Below are 19000 nucleotides of genomic sequence, written 5' to 3'. Positions count from 1 at the left end.
TGGCAGAGTCATGATCGAAGCCAAACAAATTACGAAGAAATTCGGCCGTAAGAGAGTGCTGGATGGCATTTCCTTTACCGCTGAGAAAGGGCAGATTACTTGTCTAATCGGTATTAATGGTGTCGGGAAATCGACCATTCTAAAAGCAATCATGGGACTGACCCCGATTACAAGTGGTGAGATTCTCATAGACGGACAGAGGCTGAGTAATCTTACTTATGAAAAAGTTACATTTATCCCGGATGCTATTACGATGCCGCCTAGTATGACGATTGCGAACTGTATGCTGTTTATGAAGGATTTCTATAGCTGCTGGAACCAGAAGCGAGCGGATGAAATGGCAGCCTTTTTCAAGCTGGATGTGAAGGACCGAGTAGGGGAGTTGTCCAAAGGTAACGCGGCAAAGCTTAACCTGCTGCTTGGCTTGTCTGTCGATGCAGATTACGTACTGATGGATGAGCCCTTCTCCGGAATTGATATATTCAGCAGGGAACAGATCGCGTCTGTATTTACGAGTCATTTGATTGAAGAGCGTGGTGTTATTATTACGACACATGAGATTAACGATATTGAGCATCTGATTGATAAGGTTGTACTTATTAACCAAGGTGTAGTTTCCAGAGAGTTCAACTGTGAGGAAGTCCGCCTAGAAGAAGGAAAATCCGTCATGGATGTCATGAGAGAGGTGTACCAGGCATGAACCGATTTGTAAAGCTTGTTCACATGGAAATTAGTCGTTTCTGGAAGCTGTACGCGGCTTTGTTCGTGATTACAGTTCTAACGCAAGGCGCAGGTGTATTTTTTCAAGCACGTGCTTATATGAATGCAAGAAATCGGGACATGGAAACGGAGCTGCTTACAGATGCACAATATATTATCAAGTACGGCTCGCATAGTTTTTATAACCTGCTAATGGATACTAGTTTTTGGTTCATTGCTCCGATAGCTCTTAGTGCTGCGGCACTGCTCCTTTATACGGTTTTCATTTGGTATCGGGAATGGATGGGCAAGAATTCATTTATCTATCGGCTTCTAATGATACCGACAGCTAGGCGGAATATCTATTTGGCTAAGCTTACTGCTATTATGCTTCTCGTTTTTGGCCTCGTAGCTTTTCAATTAGTGATCTTACCTATCGAGAAGCTGATATATGACTGGATGATTCCAAGTGGTCTCTCAGAGCCTATGACCATACTTGAACTAATTCATTATTATCCGCCGTTTCTTATATTGACCCCTAATAACTTTATCGACTTCATGCTTATCTATGGTTTGGGCTTAACGTTTGTCATTATCATCTTTACTGTCATTCTTCTTGAGCGGAGCTATCGTCTAAAGGGATTCCTTGCAGGTCTTCTTTATTTGCTAGTCATTGGTCTGATCATGCTGATTCCGCTCTTTACCTTAGCCAATCAAATGAAATCGTACTTATACCCCGTAGAGCTTGCTAGTATGGAATTGATTCTCGCACTAGTCATCGGCTTACTGTCCGCTTGGCTCGGTCTCTATTTAGTAAAGAACAAGGTAACGGTTTAGGAGGATGAAAAAATGAAGCGATATTGGATATCCATTGTGCTTGTTGCCTTAATCATCATTAGTATGGGTACTTTCTACATTCAGACGTTGACAAATCCTTTGCCGAACTTTCAATTGATGAAGCTTGAAGGGGATGAGAAGGAAGCATCTCATGTGATTCTTCTAGGGTCCTACAATTATTCCACTGGCCAAGTCGTAATTGACGAGAATGGTAGTACATATGACAGTGAACGGCCGTATCTCACAAAATTATCACCCCATATAATTGGAAGGGAGCAAATCGATAAGTTAGTAAGTGATCATCGTAATTTCATGAGAGGGAAGGAGAATATAGCCGGATTTTATGAGGATAAACAGGTATTGGTCTACTCTGATATTCGATCTACATACCATGAAATTCTCCAGAATTATTCCTTTGGCCTTAAGGTCTGGATACTGGATAAAGAGAATAATCAAACCAAATCATTCGAACTAGATGTTCCAAAGTCTAGCGATTATCTATGGGTAAACGTTCAAGATGTTCAGCTAGTAGACAATCAGCTGAAGATCATTACACAAAACAACAAACGAAATAAGAATGACTCTAACAATAGATTAAGTTTAGAGCTTCATATCTGTTCCATTGATCTGGCTGAGGAGAAGCTTGTGGATGACCGCATAGCAGGAACCGATAATAAGTTGGGTGGGAGCCAGGAATTACAATTCGCCCTCGTTAACGATACAAATCTGATAAAACCAAATGAACGGATGGTCTTTCAACTTCGTACCAATAAAATAAAAGTCACCTCGGAGAACTCGTATGAAAGTACAACGGTAGACAACAGTTTTGTGTCGTATGACTTGAGAACTGGCAAGGAAGAGGTCATTCCTTTCCCGTTAACCGAGCCATCCAATAAAAATAATGTGGATTATTTTAATACAGGAGAACGACTGATCCAGACAGCTTCCTCCAGCGAAGGAATCCATATTCAGAAGTATAATCTGGAGGGACGTAGGTCGGAGCCTGAAATTGTTCTTTCTCTTAAAGATCTGCAAGCTGATTCAATCAGTTCCATGAATGTAGATACCCGGAATCTGTATGTGCTAGTCAAAAAGCAAAATGCAAAACGAATGATTATTGTGGATTTAGGTTCAGGAAAGGTTGTTTATAAGGGTTCAGTCGCATTAAAAGGCACAACAGGTGCGGAAAAGGAACATTTAAGTAAATTAAATGTATATAACTTGCAAGTATTGAATAGGTGAGTAAACAAACAGGCCTTCGAAAAATTCGAGGCCTGTTTGTTTGTCCGAGGGGAATAAATTGGGGTACCGGGGAGATACTGTACATTAATGTTTCTCCTTGGGAGGTAATCATCGTTGACCCGAAACAAAGTTGAGATTTGTGGAGTGGATACCGCGAAACTGCCTGTCCTGACCAATGCTGAAATGCGTGAGCTTTTTACGGCATTGCAAACACAAAACGAATGGGCAGCAAGAGAGAAATTGGTCAACGGCAACCTAAGGCTAGTGCTCAGTGTCATTCAACGTTTCAACAATCGTGGCGAATTCGTAGATGATCTGTTCCAAGTCGGATGCATCGGCCTCATGAAGGCAATCGACAATTTCGATCTTAGTCAAAATGTGAAATTCTCCACCTATGCGGTGCCGATGATCATCGGTGAAATTCGCCGCTACCTGCGGGATAACAACCCGATTCGTGTCTCGCGCAGTTTACGGGATATCGCGTACAAAGCGCTGCAAGTACGAGATGCTTTAACGAATAAGAACTCAAGGGAGCCCACTATTTTCGAAATTTCCGAAGCCTTAAATGTTCCCAAAGAGGATGTCGTTTTTGCACTCGATGCCATTCAGGACCCGGTATCATTGTTCGAACCGATTTATCACGATGGGGGCGACCCGATTTATGTGATGGACCAGATTAGTGATGATAAGAACAAGGATGTATCGTGGATCGAAGAAATCGCCCTAAGAGAAGCGATGCATAAATTAAATGCCCGTGAAAAAATGATTTTGTCGATGCGCTTCTTTGAAGGAAAGACTCAAATGGAGGTCGCTGATGAAATCGGCATCTCACAAGCACAGGTTTCACGGCTGGAGAAATCCGCTATCCAACAAATGCAAAAGCATGTAAAAACGTAAACGGCGCACCTCGCGCCGTTTTTTTTATTTGAATTGGTCACTTGCCTCACATTTTCCCTAAGCGAGCAGGACATTTTGCCCATGTCGAACATATAGTAGTAATACAAGCGAATGGACGAAATCCTTTGCGGAAACGTGGTGAGCGTAAAGTGAAAATATCCGACTTTCAAACGAAGGATGTTATTAACATTGTAGATGGCCGCAAGCTGGGCCAAGTCAGTGATTTGGAGCTGGATTTGCGGCAAGGAAGAATTGATTCGATCGTTGTTCCGAACAATACGAAGTTTTTTGGATTGTTCGGGGGCGGGACTGATGTGATCATTCCATGGCGCAATATTGTAAAGATTGGAACGGATGTTGTATTGGTCCGCATTGATGAAGCCGCCAAAGTTTACAGAAATGAAGAGGACGATGTGCAGGCCCGTTAAGCGTGAATGCTAACCTTGCGTGTGTCTAGATAACACCACTCGCGAGGTTAGTATCTGCTATGGTAGACTAGGAATGAGGTGAGTAGTGGATGGAACCATTTAAACGTAACGATTCAGCGAAGATGCCTTCGCTTTTTTTATTGTCAGAATGGATGGAGCATAACGAAGGTCTGAGCGCTGGATTCACGAGTCGATTGGGTGGAACAAGTGAAGCGCCGTGGTCCTCGCTTAATATGGGCCTGCATGTCGGAGACGATTCCGAAGCGGTTGTTCATAACAGGGATTTGCTCGCTCACGCGTTAGATTGGCCCTTCGAGGCATGGACATGCGGGGAGCAGGTACATGGCTGTCATGTCCATGTAGTGACGGCTAATGACCGGGGCAAAGGCCGCCTGAGCCGTCTAACAGCCATAGGTGATTCCGATGCACTTGTGACCAATGAGAAGGATGTTCTTTTGACGTCGTTCTATGCAGACTGCGTGCCCTTATATTTCTTTGATCCAAAGAAAGATGTTATTGGACTGGCTCATGCGGGCTGGAAAGGCACGGTTCTCGAGATCGCACGTCTAACCGTAGAAACCATGCAAAGCAGCTATGGCTGCCTAGCGGGAGATATCCAGGCGGCAATCGGACCTTCTATTGGGGTATGCTGTTATGAGGTGGACGAAACGGTGCTTAAACTAGTGAAGCCGCTTATCCAAGAGCTGGAGTTGTCACAATTTGAACAGCGAACTACCCTTTCAACAATCATTAATCCAACCCAAGCAGGAAAAGCGAGGATAAACTTGAAAGAATTGAACCGACAGATTATGATAAAAGCAGGAATTTTGCCGATGCATATCGAAATAACACAGTGGTGTACAGGTTGTTCGACAGATGTCTTCTTCTCACATCGACTAGAAGGCGGAGCAACTGGACGAATGTCCAGCTGGATCGGGATGAAAAAAGGAGAACTAAACGAGTGACTTTAATGGAGCGGATAGATACGGTTGAGCAGCGGTTAGCTGAGACCTGTCGCCTGAGCGGCAGAGATCGTCAGGAGATCAAACTGATTGCAGTGACCAAATATGTGGGTATAGAACAAACGGAGCATGTTTTGCAAGCTGGACTCGTTCATTTGGGCGAGAATCGTTGGCAAGATGCTGAGGCGAAGTGGAATGCTATATCTGGGAAGCATAGTGAGAATGGAAGCGACGCAGAGGCAATATGGCATTTTATCGGTTCCCTTCAAACCAACAAAGTCAAAGACGTCATTGGAAAGTTTACATACATTCATTCTTTGGACAGGCTATCGTTAGCACAAGCCATTGAACGGCGAGCCGAGCAGCTTGGCATCGTTGTACCGTGTTTTATTCAGTTGAATGTCTCTGGTGAGGATAGTAAGCATGGGCTGGCTCCTGAAGAGCTGCATGGGTTTGCACGAGAGCTTGCGAACATGACTCATATCGATCCGATCGGTCTCATGACAATGGCACCATTAGAGGGTGAGGCAGAGCAATCTCGTCCTGTCTTCCGAGGATTACGACAACTGCGCGATGAATTGAATACCCACGCCTTGCTTCGCAAACCGGTAACCGAATTGTCGATGGGCATGTCAGGTGACTTTGAAGTCGCGGTTGAAGAGGGTGCTACCTGGCTTAGATTGGGTACTGTACTCGTTGGGAAAAGCTAGAACCAACCAGAGATGACAGGGCACATCTTCCGAATTGAGTTAATGCTTAAAATAACTTTTAGGAGGTATAGACAATGAGTGTGATGAACAAATTCATGAACTTTCTTGGGCTGCAGGAAGAAGAGGAAATTGTAGAACGTGAAAGATTGGAACATCATGACGAGCAAGAGATTGAAACTTCTCCTTTCGAAGCACGTAAACAAAATACGAAGGGAAACAACGTCGTCAGTATTCATTCTCAAAAAAATGTCCGGGTTATATTGAATGAGCCGCGTTCGTATGATGAAGCACAGGAGATTGCGGACCATTTAAGGTCACGCCGTTCAGTTGTTGTGAACCTACAGCGGGTTCGGACAGATCAAGCGGTTCGTATTGTCGACTTTTTAAGCGGAACCGTTTATGCTCTAAATGGGAGCATTTCAAAGCTTGGAGCAAATATTTTTCTGTGCACACCAGACACGGTTGAAATTCAAGGGGCAATATCGGAAATGCTGACTGAGGAGCATGATTACAAAAAAATGAGGTGACCTTGAATTGACTGATTCTGTATCGACCATCATTAGCACGTTAACTACGATCTACACTTATCTAATTCTGGGCTATGTACTATTGTCTTGGCTACCAAGCGTGCGCGAGAGCTTTGTAGGAGAACTTCTTGGCAAAATCGTTGAACCTTATTTGTCACCGTTCCGACGAATCATACCACCTATTGGCGGTATGCTGGATATATCTCCAATCGTTGCCTTGATTGCACTTCGTTACGTAGCAAGAGGCATTGATTTCATCGTGCATTTGTTCATCTGATGAAACCTGAACTTTACGTACATTTTCATCCGGATGAAAAGCCGTTCGTTGATCGCGCAACCGAATGGATCGAACGTGCGGCTTTTGCACATGAGCTCAAACGCACGGATTTCCTTGATCCGAGGCAAGCAGATATTTTGATCAGTCTAGCGAATCGGCGGCCAGAGGTTCAAGTAAAGCTGTTTGGTGGCTACGAGGGAGCAGAACGTAAGCGCGCTATCGTAGCTCCCGATTATCGTATGCTTGATGATGAGCCGGAGGGTATAGCTCTTATTAAAGTAACAAGCGGAACGCAAGGGCATCTTGAGCTAGATCATGGTGACTATTTAGGCGCCCTGCTGGGGCTTGGTATCAAGAGAGATCGAGTAGGTGACCTGCATATCCATGAGGACTTTGCTCATTGTCTTGCGGCAGAAGAGATTGCAGACTATATTAATATTCAACTTCGCCAGGTCCATCGTGCCAGTGTTCTGACGGATATCATTCCACTCCAAGAGCTGCAGCCTGTAATATCAGCAATAGATGAGCTCGGCTTGTCTGTTGCCTCTTTACGTCTGGATGGGATTGCGAGTGATGTATACCGGGTAAGTCGGGCCAAGATTGTTGATCCTATTCGAGCAGGACGCTGCCGTGTGAACTGGAAAGTGGAAGAAGATCCTTCTGCGTCACTCAAAGAAGGCGACGTTGTGTCCATGCAGGGTCTTGGACGCTTCAAAGTGCTTACAGTGGAAGGTGTTTCAAAAAAAGGCAGAATTCGTCTTAAAGTCGGTAAATTTATCTAATGGTTATGCAGGATTATAGCCGTGCTTGTCGAATGATATGGTAAACTCGGTTCCTTGCTTACGATGTCGGTTTGCATGTGCAAAGCTTCTTCGATAACGAATAACCGTGCTTCCGAAGCGAAGTGAGTTTTCATTCGGAAAACTTTTAGGAGGTGCGCCAGTGCCGCTTACGCCATTGGACATACATAATAAGGAATTTGGTAGACGTCTTCGCGGTTATGATGAGGATGAAGTTAACGAATTTCTAGATCAAGTTATTAAAGATTACGAAGCGCTCATTCGTGAGAATAAAGAGATGCAGAATCAGGCGCTCTCGCTTCAAGAAAAGCTGAACCATTTCTCGAGCATTGAAGAAACGCTTAGCAAAACCATCATAGTCGCTCAGGAAGCGGCCGATGATTTGAAGAGCAATGCGAAGAAGGAAGCACAGCTCATTCTTAAAGAAGCGGAGAAGAATGCGGATCGCATCATAAATGAATCGCTCTCCAAATCCCGTAAAGTTGCACTCGAAGTTGAAGAGCTTAAGAAACAAGCCTCGATTTACCGAGCTCGTTTCCGTAATCTCGTTGAAGCACAGCTGGAACTGCTTAGTCATGAAGGCTGGGATTCGCTTGAAGGCGGAGGCCGGATATCGAACGAGCTAGCTCGTGAATCCTAAGTCTTCTGTGATGGATTGACAATTGATTACGAAGCGCGTATAAATGTAATCATAATAATCAAAACGAATTCGTTGACGAGAACGAGTACGCCAATTGATTCATACCCCAGAGAGCCGATGATTTGCTGAGAATCGGTGTATGAACGTTCGCGGAATATCCTCTCTGAGAAGCGGAGCTGAACCATTTGGTTGATCGAGCGCTATGCAAGCTGTGTCGTGCTCTAATCCGAGTGTACTAAGTGCCGCCGGAAGTCCACCGTTAACAGGAACGCGAATGATAACATTCGTGACTAAGGTGCCATGCAACGGTGCGCCCTAGATAAGCTTTCCCTTGAGAGCTTCATCTACTGCACAACGTTCTTGGAACAAGGGTGGTAACGCGAGCTAGTCTCGTCCCTTTTTGGGGGCGGGGCTTTTTTTGTTTTTCTATTATCCATTAAGGGAGTTGACTGATTATGCAGCGCATTGATGTGAAGGAACGCGCAAGGAACCGCGAAATGCGGGTATTGGAGAAGTGGAGAACGGAAGATACATTTAAGCAGTCGATTGACAACCGCGAGGGGAAACCGAATTTTGTCTTCTATGAAGGACCGCCAACTGCAAATGGCGCTCCACATATCGGACATGTGCTCGGCCGTGTTATTAAGGATTTTATCGGCCGTTACAAAACGATGTCCGGCTTTCGTGTAATCCGCAAAGCAGGCTGGGATACACACGGTCTTCCGGTAGAGCTTGGTGTTGAGAAGCAGCTTGGTATCTCTGGCAAACAGGATATTGAGAATTATGGCATCGAGAAATTTATCACCAAATGTAAGGATAGTGTCTTCGAATATGAGCGTCAATGGAGAGAGCTAACCGAGGCAATCGCCTATTGGACGAATATGGATGATCCTTATATCACATTAAACAATAACTACATCGAGAGCGTCTGGCATATCTTATCCACCATCCATGGCAAAGGTTTGCTCTACCGCGGTCATCGTGTCAGCCCTTACTGTCCATGCTGCCAAACGACACTCAGCTCGCATGAAGTCGCACAAGGCTATGAGGATGTTAAGGACCTAAGTGCAACTGTGAAGTTCAAGCTTGTTGATAAGAATGAATTCGTTCTGGCTTGGACAACAACACCTTGGACGCTTCCAGCTAACGTGGCATTGGCAGTCAATCCACAGCTTGATTATGCTCGCGTAAGTAAAGATAGTGAAATCTACATCGTAGCAGCTGGCCTTGTAGAAAAAGTAATGAAAAGTGATTATGAGATTCTGTCGACGGTAAAAGGCTCCGAGCTTGTTGGACTTAAATACGAGCCGCCGTTTGGTTATGTAGCGATCGAGAATGGTCATTTCATCATTCCGGGTGACTTTGTTAGTGATACAAGTGGTACGGGTATCGTTCATATCGCGCCAGCTCATGGAGAGGATGACTATAAAGTCGCTCGTCAGAATAACGTTAGCTTCTTGAATGTAATAGATAATGCAGGACGGTATCTGGATGAAATTACCGATCTAGCTGGTCGTTTCGTGAAGGATTGCGATATCGATATCGTGAAAATGCTGAGCGAGCGTACGCTGCTTTTCTCCAAGGAGCGTTACGAGCATAGTTATCCTTTCTGCTGGCGCTGTAAATCACCGCTTATCTATTATGCGACAGAAAGCTGGTTTATCGAGACAACGGCCATTAAGGATCAGCTTATCGCCAACAACAGTAAAGTCGACTGGTACCCTGGACATATCCGTGAAGGGCGCTTCGGCAAGTTCCTAGAGGATTTGGTGGACTGGAATATCAGCCGTAACCGCTATTGGGGAACACCGCTTAACGTCTGGGTATGTGACAGCTGTGGTGGACAACATTCACCAGGAAGCAGGGCTGACCTAGTTGCTCGTTCGATTGAGCCGATCTCACCAGACATTGAGCTGCATAAGCCCTATGTGGATGAAGTGAAGCTTCATTGTTCGCATTGTGAAGGTGGCGTAATGACACGGACATCAGAAGTTATTGATGTATGGTTCGATAGCGGTTCAATGCCATTCGCGCAATACCATCAGCCGTTTGAGAATCAAGAGAAATTTGCTGAGCAATATCCAGCAAATATGATCTGTGAAGGAATCGATCAGACACGCGGCTGGTTCTTCAGCTTACTTGCTGTTTCCACCCTGTATAATGGAAAAGCTCCTTATAAAGCAGTCATTTCCACGGGACATATTTTAGATGAGAATGGGCAGAAAATGTCTAAATCCAAAGGGAATGTTATTGACCCTTGGGAGATCATCAACGAATATGGTACCGATGCATTCCGTTGGGCATTGCTTGCAGATAGCGCGCCTTGGAACAGTAAACGATTCTCCCGCAGTATTGTGGGTGAAGCCAAATCCAAAGTGATTGATACGATTGTGAATACCCATGCTTTCTTCGCGTTATATGCATCGATCGATGGTTATGATCCTGCCGCTCAGCCTGAGCGAGTATCGGCTAACAAGATGGATCGCTGGATTATTTCACGTCAGAACAGCCTGATCCGCCAAGTGAACAAAGCGCTTGAAGGAAATGACTTCCTGAATGCGGCAAAATGGATCGAGACCTTTGTCGATGAGCTGAGTAACTGGTATATCCGCCGCTCTCGTGACCGTTTCTGGGGCAGCGGGTTAACGGATGATAAGCTGGATGCATATGGGACGTTACGACAAGTACTCCTCACGCTTTCCCGTCTTATCGCACCATTCGCACCTTTGCTAGCGGATGATGTCTACAACAACTTAGGCGGTTCTACTAGTGTTCACTTAGCCGACTACCCAGTGGTTGATGAAGCTGTGATTGATGAGACACTTGAGCGTGATATGGAAACAGCAAGACAAATTGTTGAGCTTGCACGCAACGTGCGCAACGAAACGGGTATCAAGACTCGTCAACCACTCTCGGAGTTAATTGTAGCTCTTGACCGTGAGTTTGATTTGTCCGACTACGAGGCAATCATTCAAGATGAAATCAATGTCAAAGCTATCACGATCGCAAGCGGAGACAGTGGATTCGTTGATTTTACCTTCAAGCTCAATTTGAAGGTAGCTGGCAAGAAGTACGGCAAAGAAGTTGGGCCTATCCAGAATTACTTGAAGTCACTTGCGCCTGAACAGACGAAGGAAGTTGTCCAGAACGGACAGCTGCAATTCGTAACAGCTGAAGGGGAGTCTCTTACAATATCGGTTGAGGAGCTTCTCGTTGAGAAACAGGCGAAGTCAGGCTTTGCTTCCGCTTCAGGTTATGGTCTCACGGTTGCCATCAACACCGACATTACGCCTGAGCTAGAGCAGGAAGGTTATGTCCGTGAAGTCATTCGTGCGGTTCAAGATACACGTAAGAAGCTGGATCTGCCGATCGAGAAGCGGATTCATCTCTTACTGGATGTCGATGCAGAACTTCTTAAAGCTCTTCAAGCATTTGAAGTGGTCTTGTTCGAGAACGTACTGTTAAGCAAAGTCGAATATGGTGTGCAAGAAGGTATGGAGAGGGTCCAGCTTGGAGAGAAAGAAATTGGAATCCGAATTATTGGATAAGGGTATAGTAATTAAATAGCAGCAGATAACGAACGCCTAAGCGAATTCTACACGGCGAGCGGCAATGCCGCTTCGGTAGTATGCTTAGGCGTTGTTATTTGTGAATTAGGCTGCTTCATTCCAGGAAAGGAGTGATCAACATAACCAAGGATAAAAAAGGTTCGGATATCGTGCATTCATCAATCGATGCACTTGAAAATAAGCTCGACAAGGTTACCGTGCTGTTAGAACGATCTGAGGTAGCGGAATATGTCCGTCTGCTCAACCATCCTTTTTCACTTATCTGGCGAAATGTACTTGCAGGCTTAGCGCGCGGCGTAGGAATCGCGCTGGGATTTACCTTTTTTGCGGCAACTATTCTTTATATCCTGCAGCTGTTAGGAGCACTTAATCTTCCGATCGTCGGTGATTACATAGCAGATATTGTCCGTATCGTTCAGCATCAGCTTGAAGGCAAGACGTACTAGAGCATAATTAACTGGCATTTATACTTTCGGAATGGGCCGATTGTCGATTGCCGATTGCTTCTACTGTAGCGGCTCCAGATCATGATCGCCTTCTTGATCGTCCATGTATTCATAATACTCACGATTGCGAATGACCATGACATGCTTGCCTGTAATATCTGTGGCGAGGAAGCTCTCGAGAGGCTCGACATATCCATCGGCCTCATCGGCTTCTATCCCAATATGTTCATAAGATTCGACTTGTCTATTCTCAGACATGGCAGGTGAATCGGAATTCCCCCAGCTCTCCACAATTTGCCATGCATCTTCACCGTCGAAGCCATTATAGCCTTCTTGCTCATCGAGGCTTGATCGACCGAAAGGGGGGGCGAGGAAAGTTTCCTCAACTGGTCTGCGGTCGGAAACCTCTTGTCTTGGTGCATGCTCTACGCAGAATACAGAATCAGGTAGGGCTTTTAGCCGCTGGTAAGGGATGGGCTCGCCGCATGTGCGGCAAAGTCCATAAACGCCGTTATCCATGGCGGTTAATGCATCTTCGATCCGGGCTAGACGAAATTCCTCCTGCTCATGTAAGGCGATATCCTTCTCGCGCTCGTACATTTCTGTAGCAACATCTCCAGGATGATTATCAATAAGAGAAAGCTCACCTGTTTCCTCTTTCAGTGAATTAGCTAGGCCATAGTGCTCACTGTTCGTAAGGCGCTGCTCTGTGGTCGTCCGTTCGGCTTCAAGCTTGCTGCGCAGTGAGCGTAGTTGTTTGGCTGTTAGATTCGTCATAATAATGAGACCTCTTTTCTTATGATGCAAGGTGACAGTTATTGAACGTTACGTACTGGATACGCTGTGGCTAACATGTATCGGCAGCCTATTCTTCTTACTGAAGTTAGCTTATGCTTATGGCCCTGATTTTACGAAAGGGCATCGATGGGCACAATGGTAGTGCCATCCATTCCTGTAGGATTCGCTAGTGTGCATTGGATGAATATGCTACAATGTTTGGGACGAGGGGGCATGTTAAAAGTGAAATATTATTATTATTGGATTGCTTTATTTGTATTTGTTATTGATTATGTAACTAAAAAAGTGATAGTCAATTATGTGGCTATCGATGAGCAAATCCATGTGCTTGGCAATCATTTCTTTATTATTACTTTGCATCATAATAAAGGAGCCGCCTTCGGTATTTTGCAGGAGCAGACCCTGTTATTTATTACCATAACATTGCTAGTCGTGGCGGGAATTGTGTGGTACATGGTGAAAAATCGCAACTCCGGTAAAGCCTTGCTACTTACTGGTCTTGGACTAGTTCTTGGTGGAGCATTTGGTAATTTCTTGGATCGGGCATTGTATGGACAGGTCGTAGACTTTTTACAATTCACGTTTGGCAGTTATGTATTTCCTATATTCAATTTAGCAGATTCGGGCATCGTATGCGGCGTCGGTTTGATTTTACTCGATGCGATTTTGTCAATGAAAAATGAGAACGGAGATTCAAATGAACGAAACAAACAAAGCGAGCATGACGGACAGCAGTCTATTTAATGAAGAGCCTTTAGAATTTGTCGTCGGTGAGACCGAGGCAGGTGAACGGCTTGATAAATATGTAACGGAAAGCATGGAGAATGACTCCATCTCAAGAACGCAGGTGCAAGATTGGATTAGAACCGGGGCAGTCCTAGTCAACGGGCAGCAGGTCAAACCGAACTACAAGCTTAACGCCGCTGATCAGCTGACGGTTGTTATACCAGAACCTGAAGCAGCTGTAATTGTACCCGAGGCCATTGAGCTTGATATTGCTTATGAGGACAGCGATGTCATTGTGATGAATAAACCACGGGGCATGGTTGTGCATCCTGCACCAGGTCATCCTTCTGGTACAATCGTGAATGCACTCATGTATCATTGCCAGGACTTATCCGGGATTAATGGTGTGATGAGACCAGGAATCGTTCACCGAATTGATAAAGACACATCAGGTCTTCTCATGGCAGCCAAGAATGATCTTGCTCATGGCTCGCTTGCCGGTCAGCTCAAGGCACATACGGTTACACGCAAATATATTGCGCTTGTTCATGGGAATTTACCTCATGAGCATGGCACGATAGATGCTCCAATCGGTCGTGATCCGAATGATCGTAAAATGTTTACCGTTATCGAGCGCGGCAGCAAAAGAGCGGTTACCCATTTTGCCGTGCTTGAGCGGTTTGGTGATTATACGCTTGTTGAGCTGCAGCTCGAAACCGGACGAACACATCAGATCCGTGTTCATATGAAGTACATCGGACATCCGCTTGCTGGTGACCCTGTGTATGGACGTACCAAGAGCAGAACCATTGCACTTAAGGGGCAAGCTCTTCACGCAGCTATTCTCGGATTCAATCATCCTCGTACAGGTGAATATTTGGAATTCGAAGCGCCAATTCCTGCTGATCTCGAGCATGAGCTAACCATATTGCGAGTTCGTTAGTGCTGAATAGTGCAAACTTTTAGCCATATCCTTTATACTGCTCAGCCGTTCCAATACGCTATGATTTAATCAAATGTATGTATGGAAAGGTGAGAGTGAATTCAAATGACTAACATTAATCACAACTATACGGAGCTTCAGGGCAGCTACCTTTTCTCTGAAATTGCGAAACGCCGCACAAAATTTACTCAAGAAAACCCAGATGCGCAAATCATCAGCCTTGGTATTGGTGATGTAACACGCGGCCTTCCAGAAGCAGTTATCCAAGCGATGCATGCTGCAGTGGACGAGCTCGCAAGTCCAGGGAGCTTCCGTGGTTACGGTCCGGAGCAAGGCTATGATTTTTTAATTCAAGCCATCATTGAGAATGACTACAAAGCTCGTGGCATCGAGATCGGTACGAATGAAGTTTTTTTGAGCGATGGTTCCAAATGTGATGTAGGTAATATTCAAGAAATTTTCAGCCAAGATTCGATTGTTGCGGTACAGGATCCGGTTTATCCGGTTTATGTCGATACAAATGTAATGGCAGGCCGTTCAGGTGCATTCAATCCAGAAACAAAGCAATATGAGAAAATCGTTTATTTGCCAACTAGCGCGGAGAATGATTTTATTCCAAGCTTACCGGATCGCAAAGTGGATCTTATTTACTTGTGCTATCCGAACAATCCAACGGGTATGACGTTGTCGAAAGCAGAACTTAAGCGTTGGGTGGATTATGCCAAAGCTAATGATTGTATCATTCTGTACGATTCGGCTTACGAAGCTTTCATTCAAGAGGAAGATGTGCCGCGAAGCATTTATGAAATCGAAGGTGCAAAGGAAGTTGCCATTGAATTCCGCAGCTTCTCCAAAACAGCTGGCTTTACAGGTGTTCGCTGTGCGTATACAGTTGTTCCTCGCGAGTTAAAAGGTAAAGATGCGAATGGCAATATCCTGCTGGTTAACGATCTATGGAATCGCCGTCATACAACCAAATTTAACGGTGTTTCTTATGTAACTCAACGTGGTGCTGCTGCGATTTACTCACCGGAAGGCAAAAAGCAAATTGCTTCTATTGTAGAATACTACATGACGAACGCTCGCATTATTCGCGAAGGCTTATCTTCGCTTGGACTTGAAGTATTCGGCGGCGTGAACGCCCCTTACATTTGGTTGAAAACGCCAAACGGTCTTGATTCATGGGCATTCTTCGACAAATTATTATCGGAAGCGCATATTGTGGGTACTCCTGGTGTAGGATTCGGACAAAGCGGTCAAGGCTACTTCCGATTAACCGCATTCGGCAGCCGTGAAAATACGGAAATAGCAGTAGAACGCATTCGTAAATTAAGTCTATAATATTGCGTTTTAGATAATTAACCTTCACATTGCTAGCCATCTGAAATGTCCTTTGAGACTTGACATCATTTGTCGAACGTGGGATAATTCCTATGATGAATAGCAGTACCTTTAACTCAGTCCAGAGAGGCTGTCAAGGTAGCGTGAATAGTTGAATCGAATTGCTTGGAATGGACATTCTCCGCTAGCGCTGAGCGCGCAAGTGGGCTTGCCCTACGCTAAACAGGCAATTCACATAAACTAACGCACTCCTTGCGCAACCCGCAAGGAGTTTTTTTATGCAAATTGAGGCTCGTTTGGATTCAAGGAGGCGATTATCGCTTATGGAAGGTCAGCACCGCATCATCATGGATGACACGGCGATCCGCCGGGCGCTAACGCGAATTGCCCACGAAATTGTCGAGAAGAACAAAGGAATCGACAATTGTGTGATTGTCGGCATACGCACCCGAGGGATTTACTTAGCTCAGCGTATTGCGGAGCGGATTCACGAGATCGAAGGGCTGCCGATTGAAGTGAATGAGCTTGATATCACGTTATATCGGGATGATCGAAAGGCTAGAAGTGCAGCCGTAACGGATTCCGCTGCATCGAATACGACGCAGCACTTACCGATTCATGTCGAAGATAAGCGCGTCATTCTTTTCGATGATGTGCTCTACACCGGAAGAACGATACGCGCAGCTATGGATGCTTTAATGGATATTGGAAGACCGCAAAGTATACAGCTTGCCGTTCTCGTTGATCGTGGTCACCGTGAACTGCCAATTAGACCGGATTATGTGGGCAAGAACGTACCCACATCTAAACAGGAGCAAATTGTGGTGTCGCTTGCGGAAGTGGATGAAGAAGACAAGGTGACGATATTTCATTAAAGGGGGCAAGCTTGGGATGACAACTACGATGCTCAAACAGCGGAGTTTGCTCGGATTGAAGGAACTAAGCAAAGAAGAAATTCAATCCATCTTGGACCGTGCAGCTTTCTGGGAAGCAAATCCGAATAAGGTGGAGCCTGTCCAGCAGGGCAAATTTGTAGCTAACATGTTTTTTGAGAATAGTACACGGACGAGATTTTCCTTTGAAGTAGCAGAGAAAAGACTCGGTACTGAAGTCTTGAACTTCTCTGCTGCTGTATCCAGTGTGCAGAAGGGCGAGTCGATTTATGATACGGTTCGCACGCTCGAGTCAATGGGAATTGACGCAGGAGTTATTCGGTTAAAGCCAATTGGGGTTCTTGCGGAAATCGCGACTCAAATTAAAGTGCCGCTCATCAATGCCGGAGACGGGAACAACGAACATCCAACGCAAGCACTTCTCGACCTTTATACGATGCGCAAGCAGTTCGGTGAACTGAGAGGACTGACAGTTACTATTATCGGCGACGTGATGCATAGTCGTGTCGCAAGATCTAATTTCTATGCTCTGCAGAAGTTCGGTGTCAATTTACGCTTTTGTGCCCCGCAGAACATGAGAGCGGCTGATCTAGATGTGTCCTATATATCCATAGAAGAAGCACTGCAATCGGATGTCATTATGATGCTTCGTGTACAGCTGGAGCGCCATGAGAATGGCATGATCAAATCCGCTGAGGACTATCGCGAGCAATACGGGTTGACCATGGAACGAGCGAAACAAATTGCGCCTCATGCGATCATCATGCACCCAGCACCAATTAATCGTAATGTGGAGATCGACGACGAGCTGGTGGAGCATCCACAATCGCGTATTTTTACACAAATGCAAAACGGTGTACCGATTCGGATGGCCGTCATTGAACGTGCACTAGGGTAGACAAACCCGAAATAAAACGTCCCAAAGAGCCGGAAGGAGATCTGAATAACATGTCAGTATGGATATTGAATGGACAGGTATGGAATGAGAGCACAGGTCAAGTTGAAGGTAAGCATATCCGGATAGAGAATGGGGTTATCGCCGCGATTGTTGATAGTGCGGAAGGAACTCCAGATACAGCAGGACATGATATAGTGGATGCGCAAAGCAAGCTTATCTCCGCAGGATTTATTGATATGCACGTTCATCTGCGCGAGCCGGGCTTTGAATATAAAGAAGATATCGCAAGTGGAACACGTTCTGCTGCGCGAGGCGGCTTTACGACAATCGCTTGTATGCCAAACACACGTCCAGTAACGGACAAACCGGAAACGGTCAAGTACATTCTGGACAAAGCGGCAACGGAAGGCATTGTAAAAGTATTGCCTTATGCGTCAATTACGAAGAATGAGCTTGGTCGTGAGCTGACTGATTTTGCAGCCTTAAAAGAAGCCGGAGCTATTGGGTTCACTGATGATGGCGTCGGTGTTCAGAACGCACAAATGATGAAGAATGCGATGCAGTTGGCCGCTTCCATGGGAATGCCTGTTATCGCACATTGTGAAGATGATACGCTGGTTGAGGGTGCATGGGCTTCAGAAGGTAAGTTCGCTCAGAAGCATGGCCTGAAAGGAATCCCGAATGAATCCGAAGCGATTCATGTCGGTCGTGATGTTCTACTAGCTGAGGCAACAGGCGTTCATTATCACGTCTGCCACGTTAGTACAGAACAGTCTGTGCGGCTCATCCGGTTGGCAAAATCCATCGGAGTTAAGGTGACTGCTGAGGTATGTCCACATCACTTGCTCTTATCAGACGAGGATATTCCAGGACTTGACGATGCCAATTGGAAAATGAACCCCCCTCTGCGTACGCCTCGCGACGTGCAGGCCGTCATCGAAGGACTTGAGGATGGCACACTTGATATGATCGTCACTGATCATGCACCGCATAGCGCAGAAGAAAAGGCGCGTGGGGTACAGCTAGCACCATTTGGAATCGTTGGCTTCGAGACGGCTTTCCCACTCCTGTACACGAAGTTCGTACAAACGGGTAAATGGACGCTTGGCTTCCTACTTCAACGTATGACATTAGATCCTGCTCGCGTGTTCGGATTGTCGAGTGGTAAACTGGCCGTAGGTGCTCCAGCAGATATTACGGTCGTTGATATCGAGACTGAGCGTGAAGTAGCTCCTGAGTTATTCGCATCAAAAGGGAAAAACACGCCGTTTGGCGGTTGGAAATTATATGGTTGGCCAGTATGGACGATGGTAGATGGCTCCATCGTTTGGTCGGAGCTGTAAGGCCGAAACGTAGCAGAGGCTAAT

At 45.5% G+C, this 19000-nt stretch carries 20 protein-coding genes and 1 other annotated feature; of the genes, 19 read left to right on the top strand and 1 reads right to left on the bottom strand.

What is annotated here, in order from left to right:
• The first annotated feature begins 10 nt into the window (after positions 1-10).
• The 13 genes from EKN16_RS12525 to EKN16_RS12460 all read left to right on the top strand — a co-directional run bounded on the left by EKN16_RS12525 (position 11) and on the right by EKN16_RS12460 (position 12034).
• Positions 11-700: an ABC transporter ATP-binding protein gene (locus EKN16_RS12525; RefSeq protein ID WP_125657342.1), complete on the top strand. Its 690-nt coding sequence runs from the start codon at positions 11-13 to the stop codon at positions 698-700.
• Positions 697-1536: a hypothetical protein gene (locus EKN16_RS12520; RefSeq protein ID WP_125657339.1), complete on the top strand. Its 840-nt coding sequence runs from the start codon at positions 697-699 to the stop codon at positions 1534-1536. Before EKN16_RS12525 ends, EKN16_RS12520 begins: the two co-directional genes overlap by 4 nt.
• Positions 1537-1548: 12 nt before the next feature.
• Positions 1549-2778: a hypothetical protein gene (locus EKN16_RS12515; protein ID WP_125657336.1), complete on the top strand. Its 1230-nt coding sequence runs from the start codon at positions 1549-1551 to the stop codon at positions 2776-2778.
• A gap of 114 nt (positions 2779-2892) precedes the next feature.
• Positions 2893-3675 carry an RNA polymerase sporulation sigma factor SigG gene (gene sigG, locus EKN16_RS12510; RefSeq protein ID WP_125657333.1) on the top strand — a complete coding sequence of 261 codons (783 nt, stop codon included), beginning with the start codon at positions 2893-2895 and terminating at the stop codon, positions 3673-3675.
• A 149-nt stretch (positions 3676-3824) separates the two neighbouring features.
• Positions 3825-4103: a YlmC/YmxH family sporulation protein gene (locus tag EKN16_RS12505; RefSeq protein ID WP_125666185.1), complete on the top strand. Its 279-nt coding sequence runs from the start codon at positions 3825-3827 to the stop codon at positions 4101-4103.
• A gap of 89 nt (positions 4104-4192) precedes the next feature.
• Positions 4193-5068 carry a peptidoglycan editing factor PgeF gene (gene pgeF, locus EKN16_RS12500; RefSeq protein ID WP_125657330.1) on the top strand — a complete coding sequence of 292 codons (876 nt, stop codon included), beginning with the start codon at positions 4193-4195 and terminating at the stop codon, positions 5066-5068.
• Complete coding sequence (locus tag EKN16_RS12495) at positions 5065-5775, top strand: YggS family pyridoxal phosphate-dependent enzyme (RefSeq protein ID WP_125657327.1); 711 nt, start codon at positions 5065-5067, stop codon at positions 5773-5775. Before pgeF ends, EKN16_RS12495 begins: the two co-directional genes overlap by 4 nt.
• 74 nt (positions 5776-5849) lie before the next feature.
• The gene (locus EKN16_RS12490) at positions 5850-6302 is read left to right on the top strand and encodes a cell division protein SepF (RefSeq protein ID WP_125657323.1); all 453 of its coding nucleotides are present in this window, start codon (positions 5850-5852) and stop codon (positions 6300-6302) included.
• 7 nt (positions 6303-6309) lie between these two features.
• On the top strand, positions 6310-6579 hold the full coding sequence (locus EKN16_RS12485; protein ID WP_125657320.1) for a YggT family protein: 270 nt from the start codon (positions 6310-6312) through the stop codon (positions 6577-6579).
• The gene (locus tag EKN16_RS12480; RefSeq protein WP_125657317.1) at positions 6579-7361 is read left to right on the top strand and encodes a YlmH family RNA-binding protein; all 783 of its coding nucleotides are present in this window, start codon (positions 6579-6581) and stop codon (positions 7359-7361) included. The genes EKN16_RS12485 and EKN16_RS12480 overlap by 1 nt, the downstream gene beginning before the upstream one ends.
• A gap of 160 nt (positions 7362-7521) precedes the next feature.
• Entirely contained in the window at positions 7522-8019 is a 498-nt protein-coding gene (locus EKN16_RS12475; RefSeq protein ID WP_125657313.1) for a DivIVA domain-containing protein, read from the top strand.
• A gap of 63 nt (positions 8020-8082) precedes the next feature.
• Positions 8083-8420: a binding site (T-box leader), on the top strand.
• 54 nt (positions 8421-8474) lie between these two features.
• Positions 8475-11567 carry an isoleucine--tRNA ligase gene (ileS, locus tag EKN16_RS12465; RefSeq protein WP_125657307.1) on the top strand — a complete coding sequence of 1031 codons (3093 nt, stop codon included), beginning with the start codon at positions 8475-8477 and terminating at the stop codon, positions 11565-11567.
• Positions 11568-11749: 182 nt separating this feature from the next.
• Positions 11750-12034 (top strand): DUF5665 domain-containing protein, encoded by a 285-nt coding sequence (locus EKN16_RS12460; RefSeq protein ID WP_375782064.1) that lies wholly within the window; start codon positions 11750-11752, stop codon positions 12032-12034.
• A gap of 60 nt (positions 12035-12094) precedes the next feature.
• Here the strand turns inward: EKN16_RS12460 and EKN16_RS12455 are convergent, their stop codons facing one another.
• The gene (locus EKN16_RS12455; RefSeq protein ID WP_125657304.1) at positions 12095-12811 is read right to left on the bottom strand and encodes a TraR/DksA C4-type zinc finger protein; all 717 of its coding nucleotides are present in this window, start codon (positions 12809-12811) and stop codon (positions 12095-12097) included.
• A 234-nt stretch (positions 12812-13045) separates the two neighbouring features.
• Here EKN16_RS12455 and lspA point away from each other — a divergent pair, with 234 nt between their 5' ends.
• The 6 genes from lspA to EKN16_RS12425 all read left to right on the top strand — a co-directional run bounded on the left by lspA (position 13046) and on the right by EKN16_RS12425 (position 18976).
• A complete protein-coding gene (gene lspA, locus EKN16_RS12450) occupies positions 13046-13576 on the top strand; it encodes a signal peptidase II (protein WP_125657301.1) in 531 nt (176 codons plus the stop codon).
• The gene (locus EKN16_RS12445; RefSeq protein ID WP_125657299.1) at positions 13530-14501 is read left to right on the top strand and encodes an RluA family pseudouridine synthase; all 972 of its coding nucleotides are present in this window, start codon (positions 13530-13532) and stop codon (positions 14499-14501) included. Before lspA ends, EKN16_RS12445 begins: the two co-directional genes overlap by 47 nt.
• A 105-nt stretch (positions 14502-14606) precedes the next feature.
• Positions 14607-15842, top strand: coding sequence for an LL-diaminopimelate aminotransferase (locus tag EKN16_RS12440; protein WP_125657296.1), 1236 nt, complete (start codon positions 14607-14609; stop codon positions 15840-15842).
• A gap of 323 nt (positions 15843-16165) precedes the next feature.
• The gene (pyrR, locus tag EKN16_RS12435) at positions 16166-16717 is read left to right on the top strand and encodes a bifunctional pyr operon transcriptional regulator/uracil phosphoribosyltransferase PyrR (RefSeq protein ID WP_125657293.1); all 552 of its coding nucleotides are present in this window, start codon (positions 16166-16168) and stop codon (positions 16715-16717) included.
• Between the two features lie 16 nt (positions 16718-16733).
• Positions 16734-17633, top strand: a complete 900-nt coding sequence (locus EKN16_RS12430; protein ID WP_125657290.1) for an aspartate carbamoyltransferase catalytic subunit — start codon at positions 16734-16736, stop codon at positions 17631-17633.
• 50 nt (positions 17634-17683) lie between these two features.
• Positions 17684-18976 (top strand): dihydroorotase, encoded by a 1293-nt coding sequence (locus tag EKN16_RS12425; protein ID WP_125657286.1) that lies wholly within the window; start codon positions 17684-17686, stop codon positions 18974-18976.
• Positions 18977-19000 lie beyond the last annotated feature (24 nt).

Source organism: Paenibacillus baekrokdamisoli (assembly GCF_003945345.1).
In the GTDB taxonomy this organism is placed as follows: domain Bacteria; phylum Bacillota; class Bacilli; order Paenibacillales; family Paenibacillaceae; genus Paenibacillus_Z; species Paenibacillus_Z baekrokdamisoli.
Note: the sequence above shows the minus strand (reverse complement) of the source record. Positions and strands in the feature narration are given on the sequence as shown.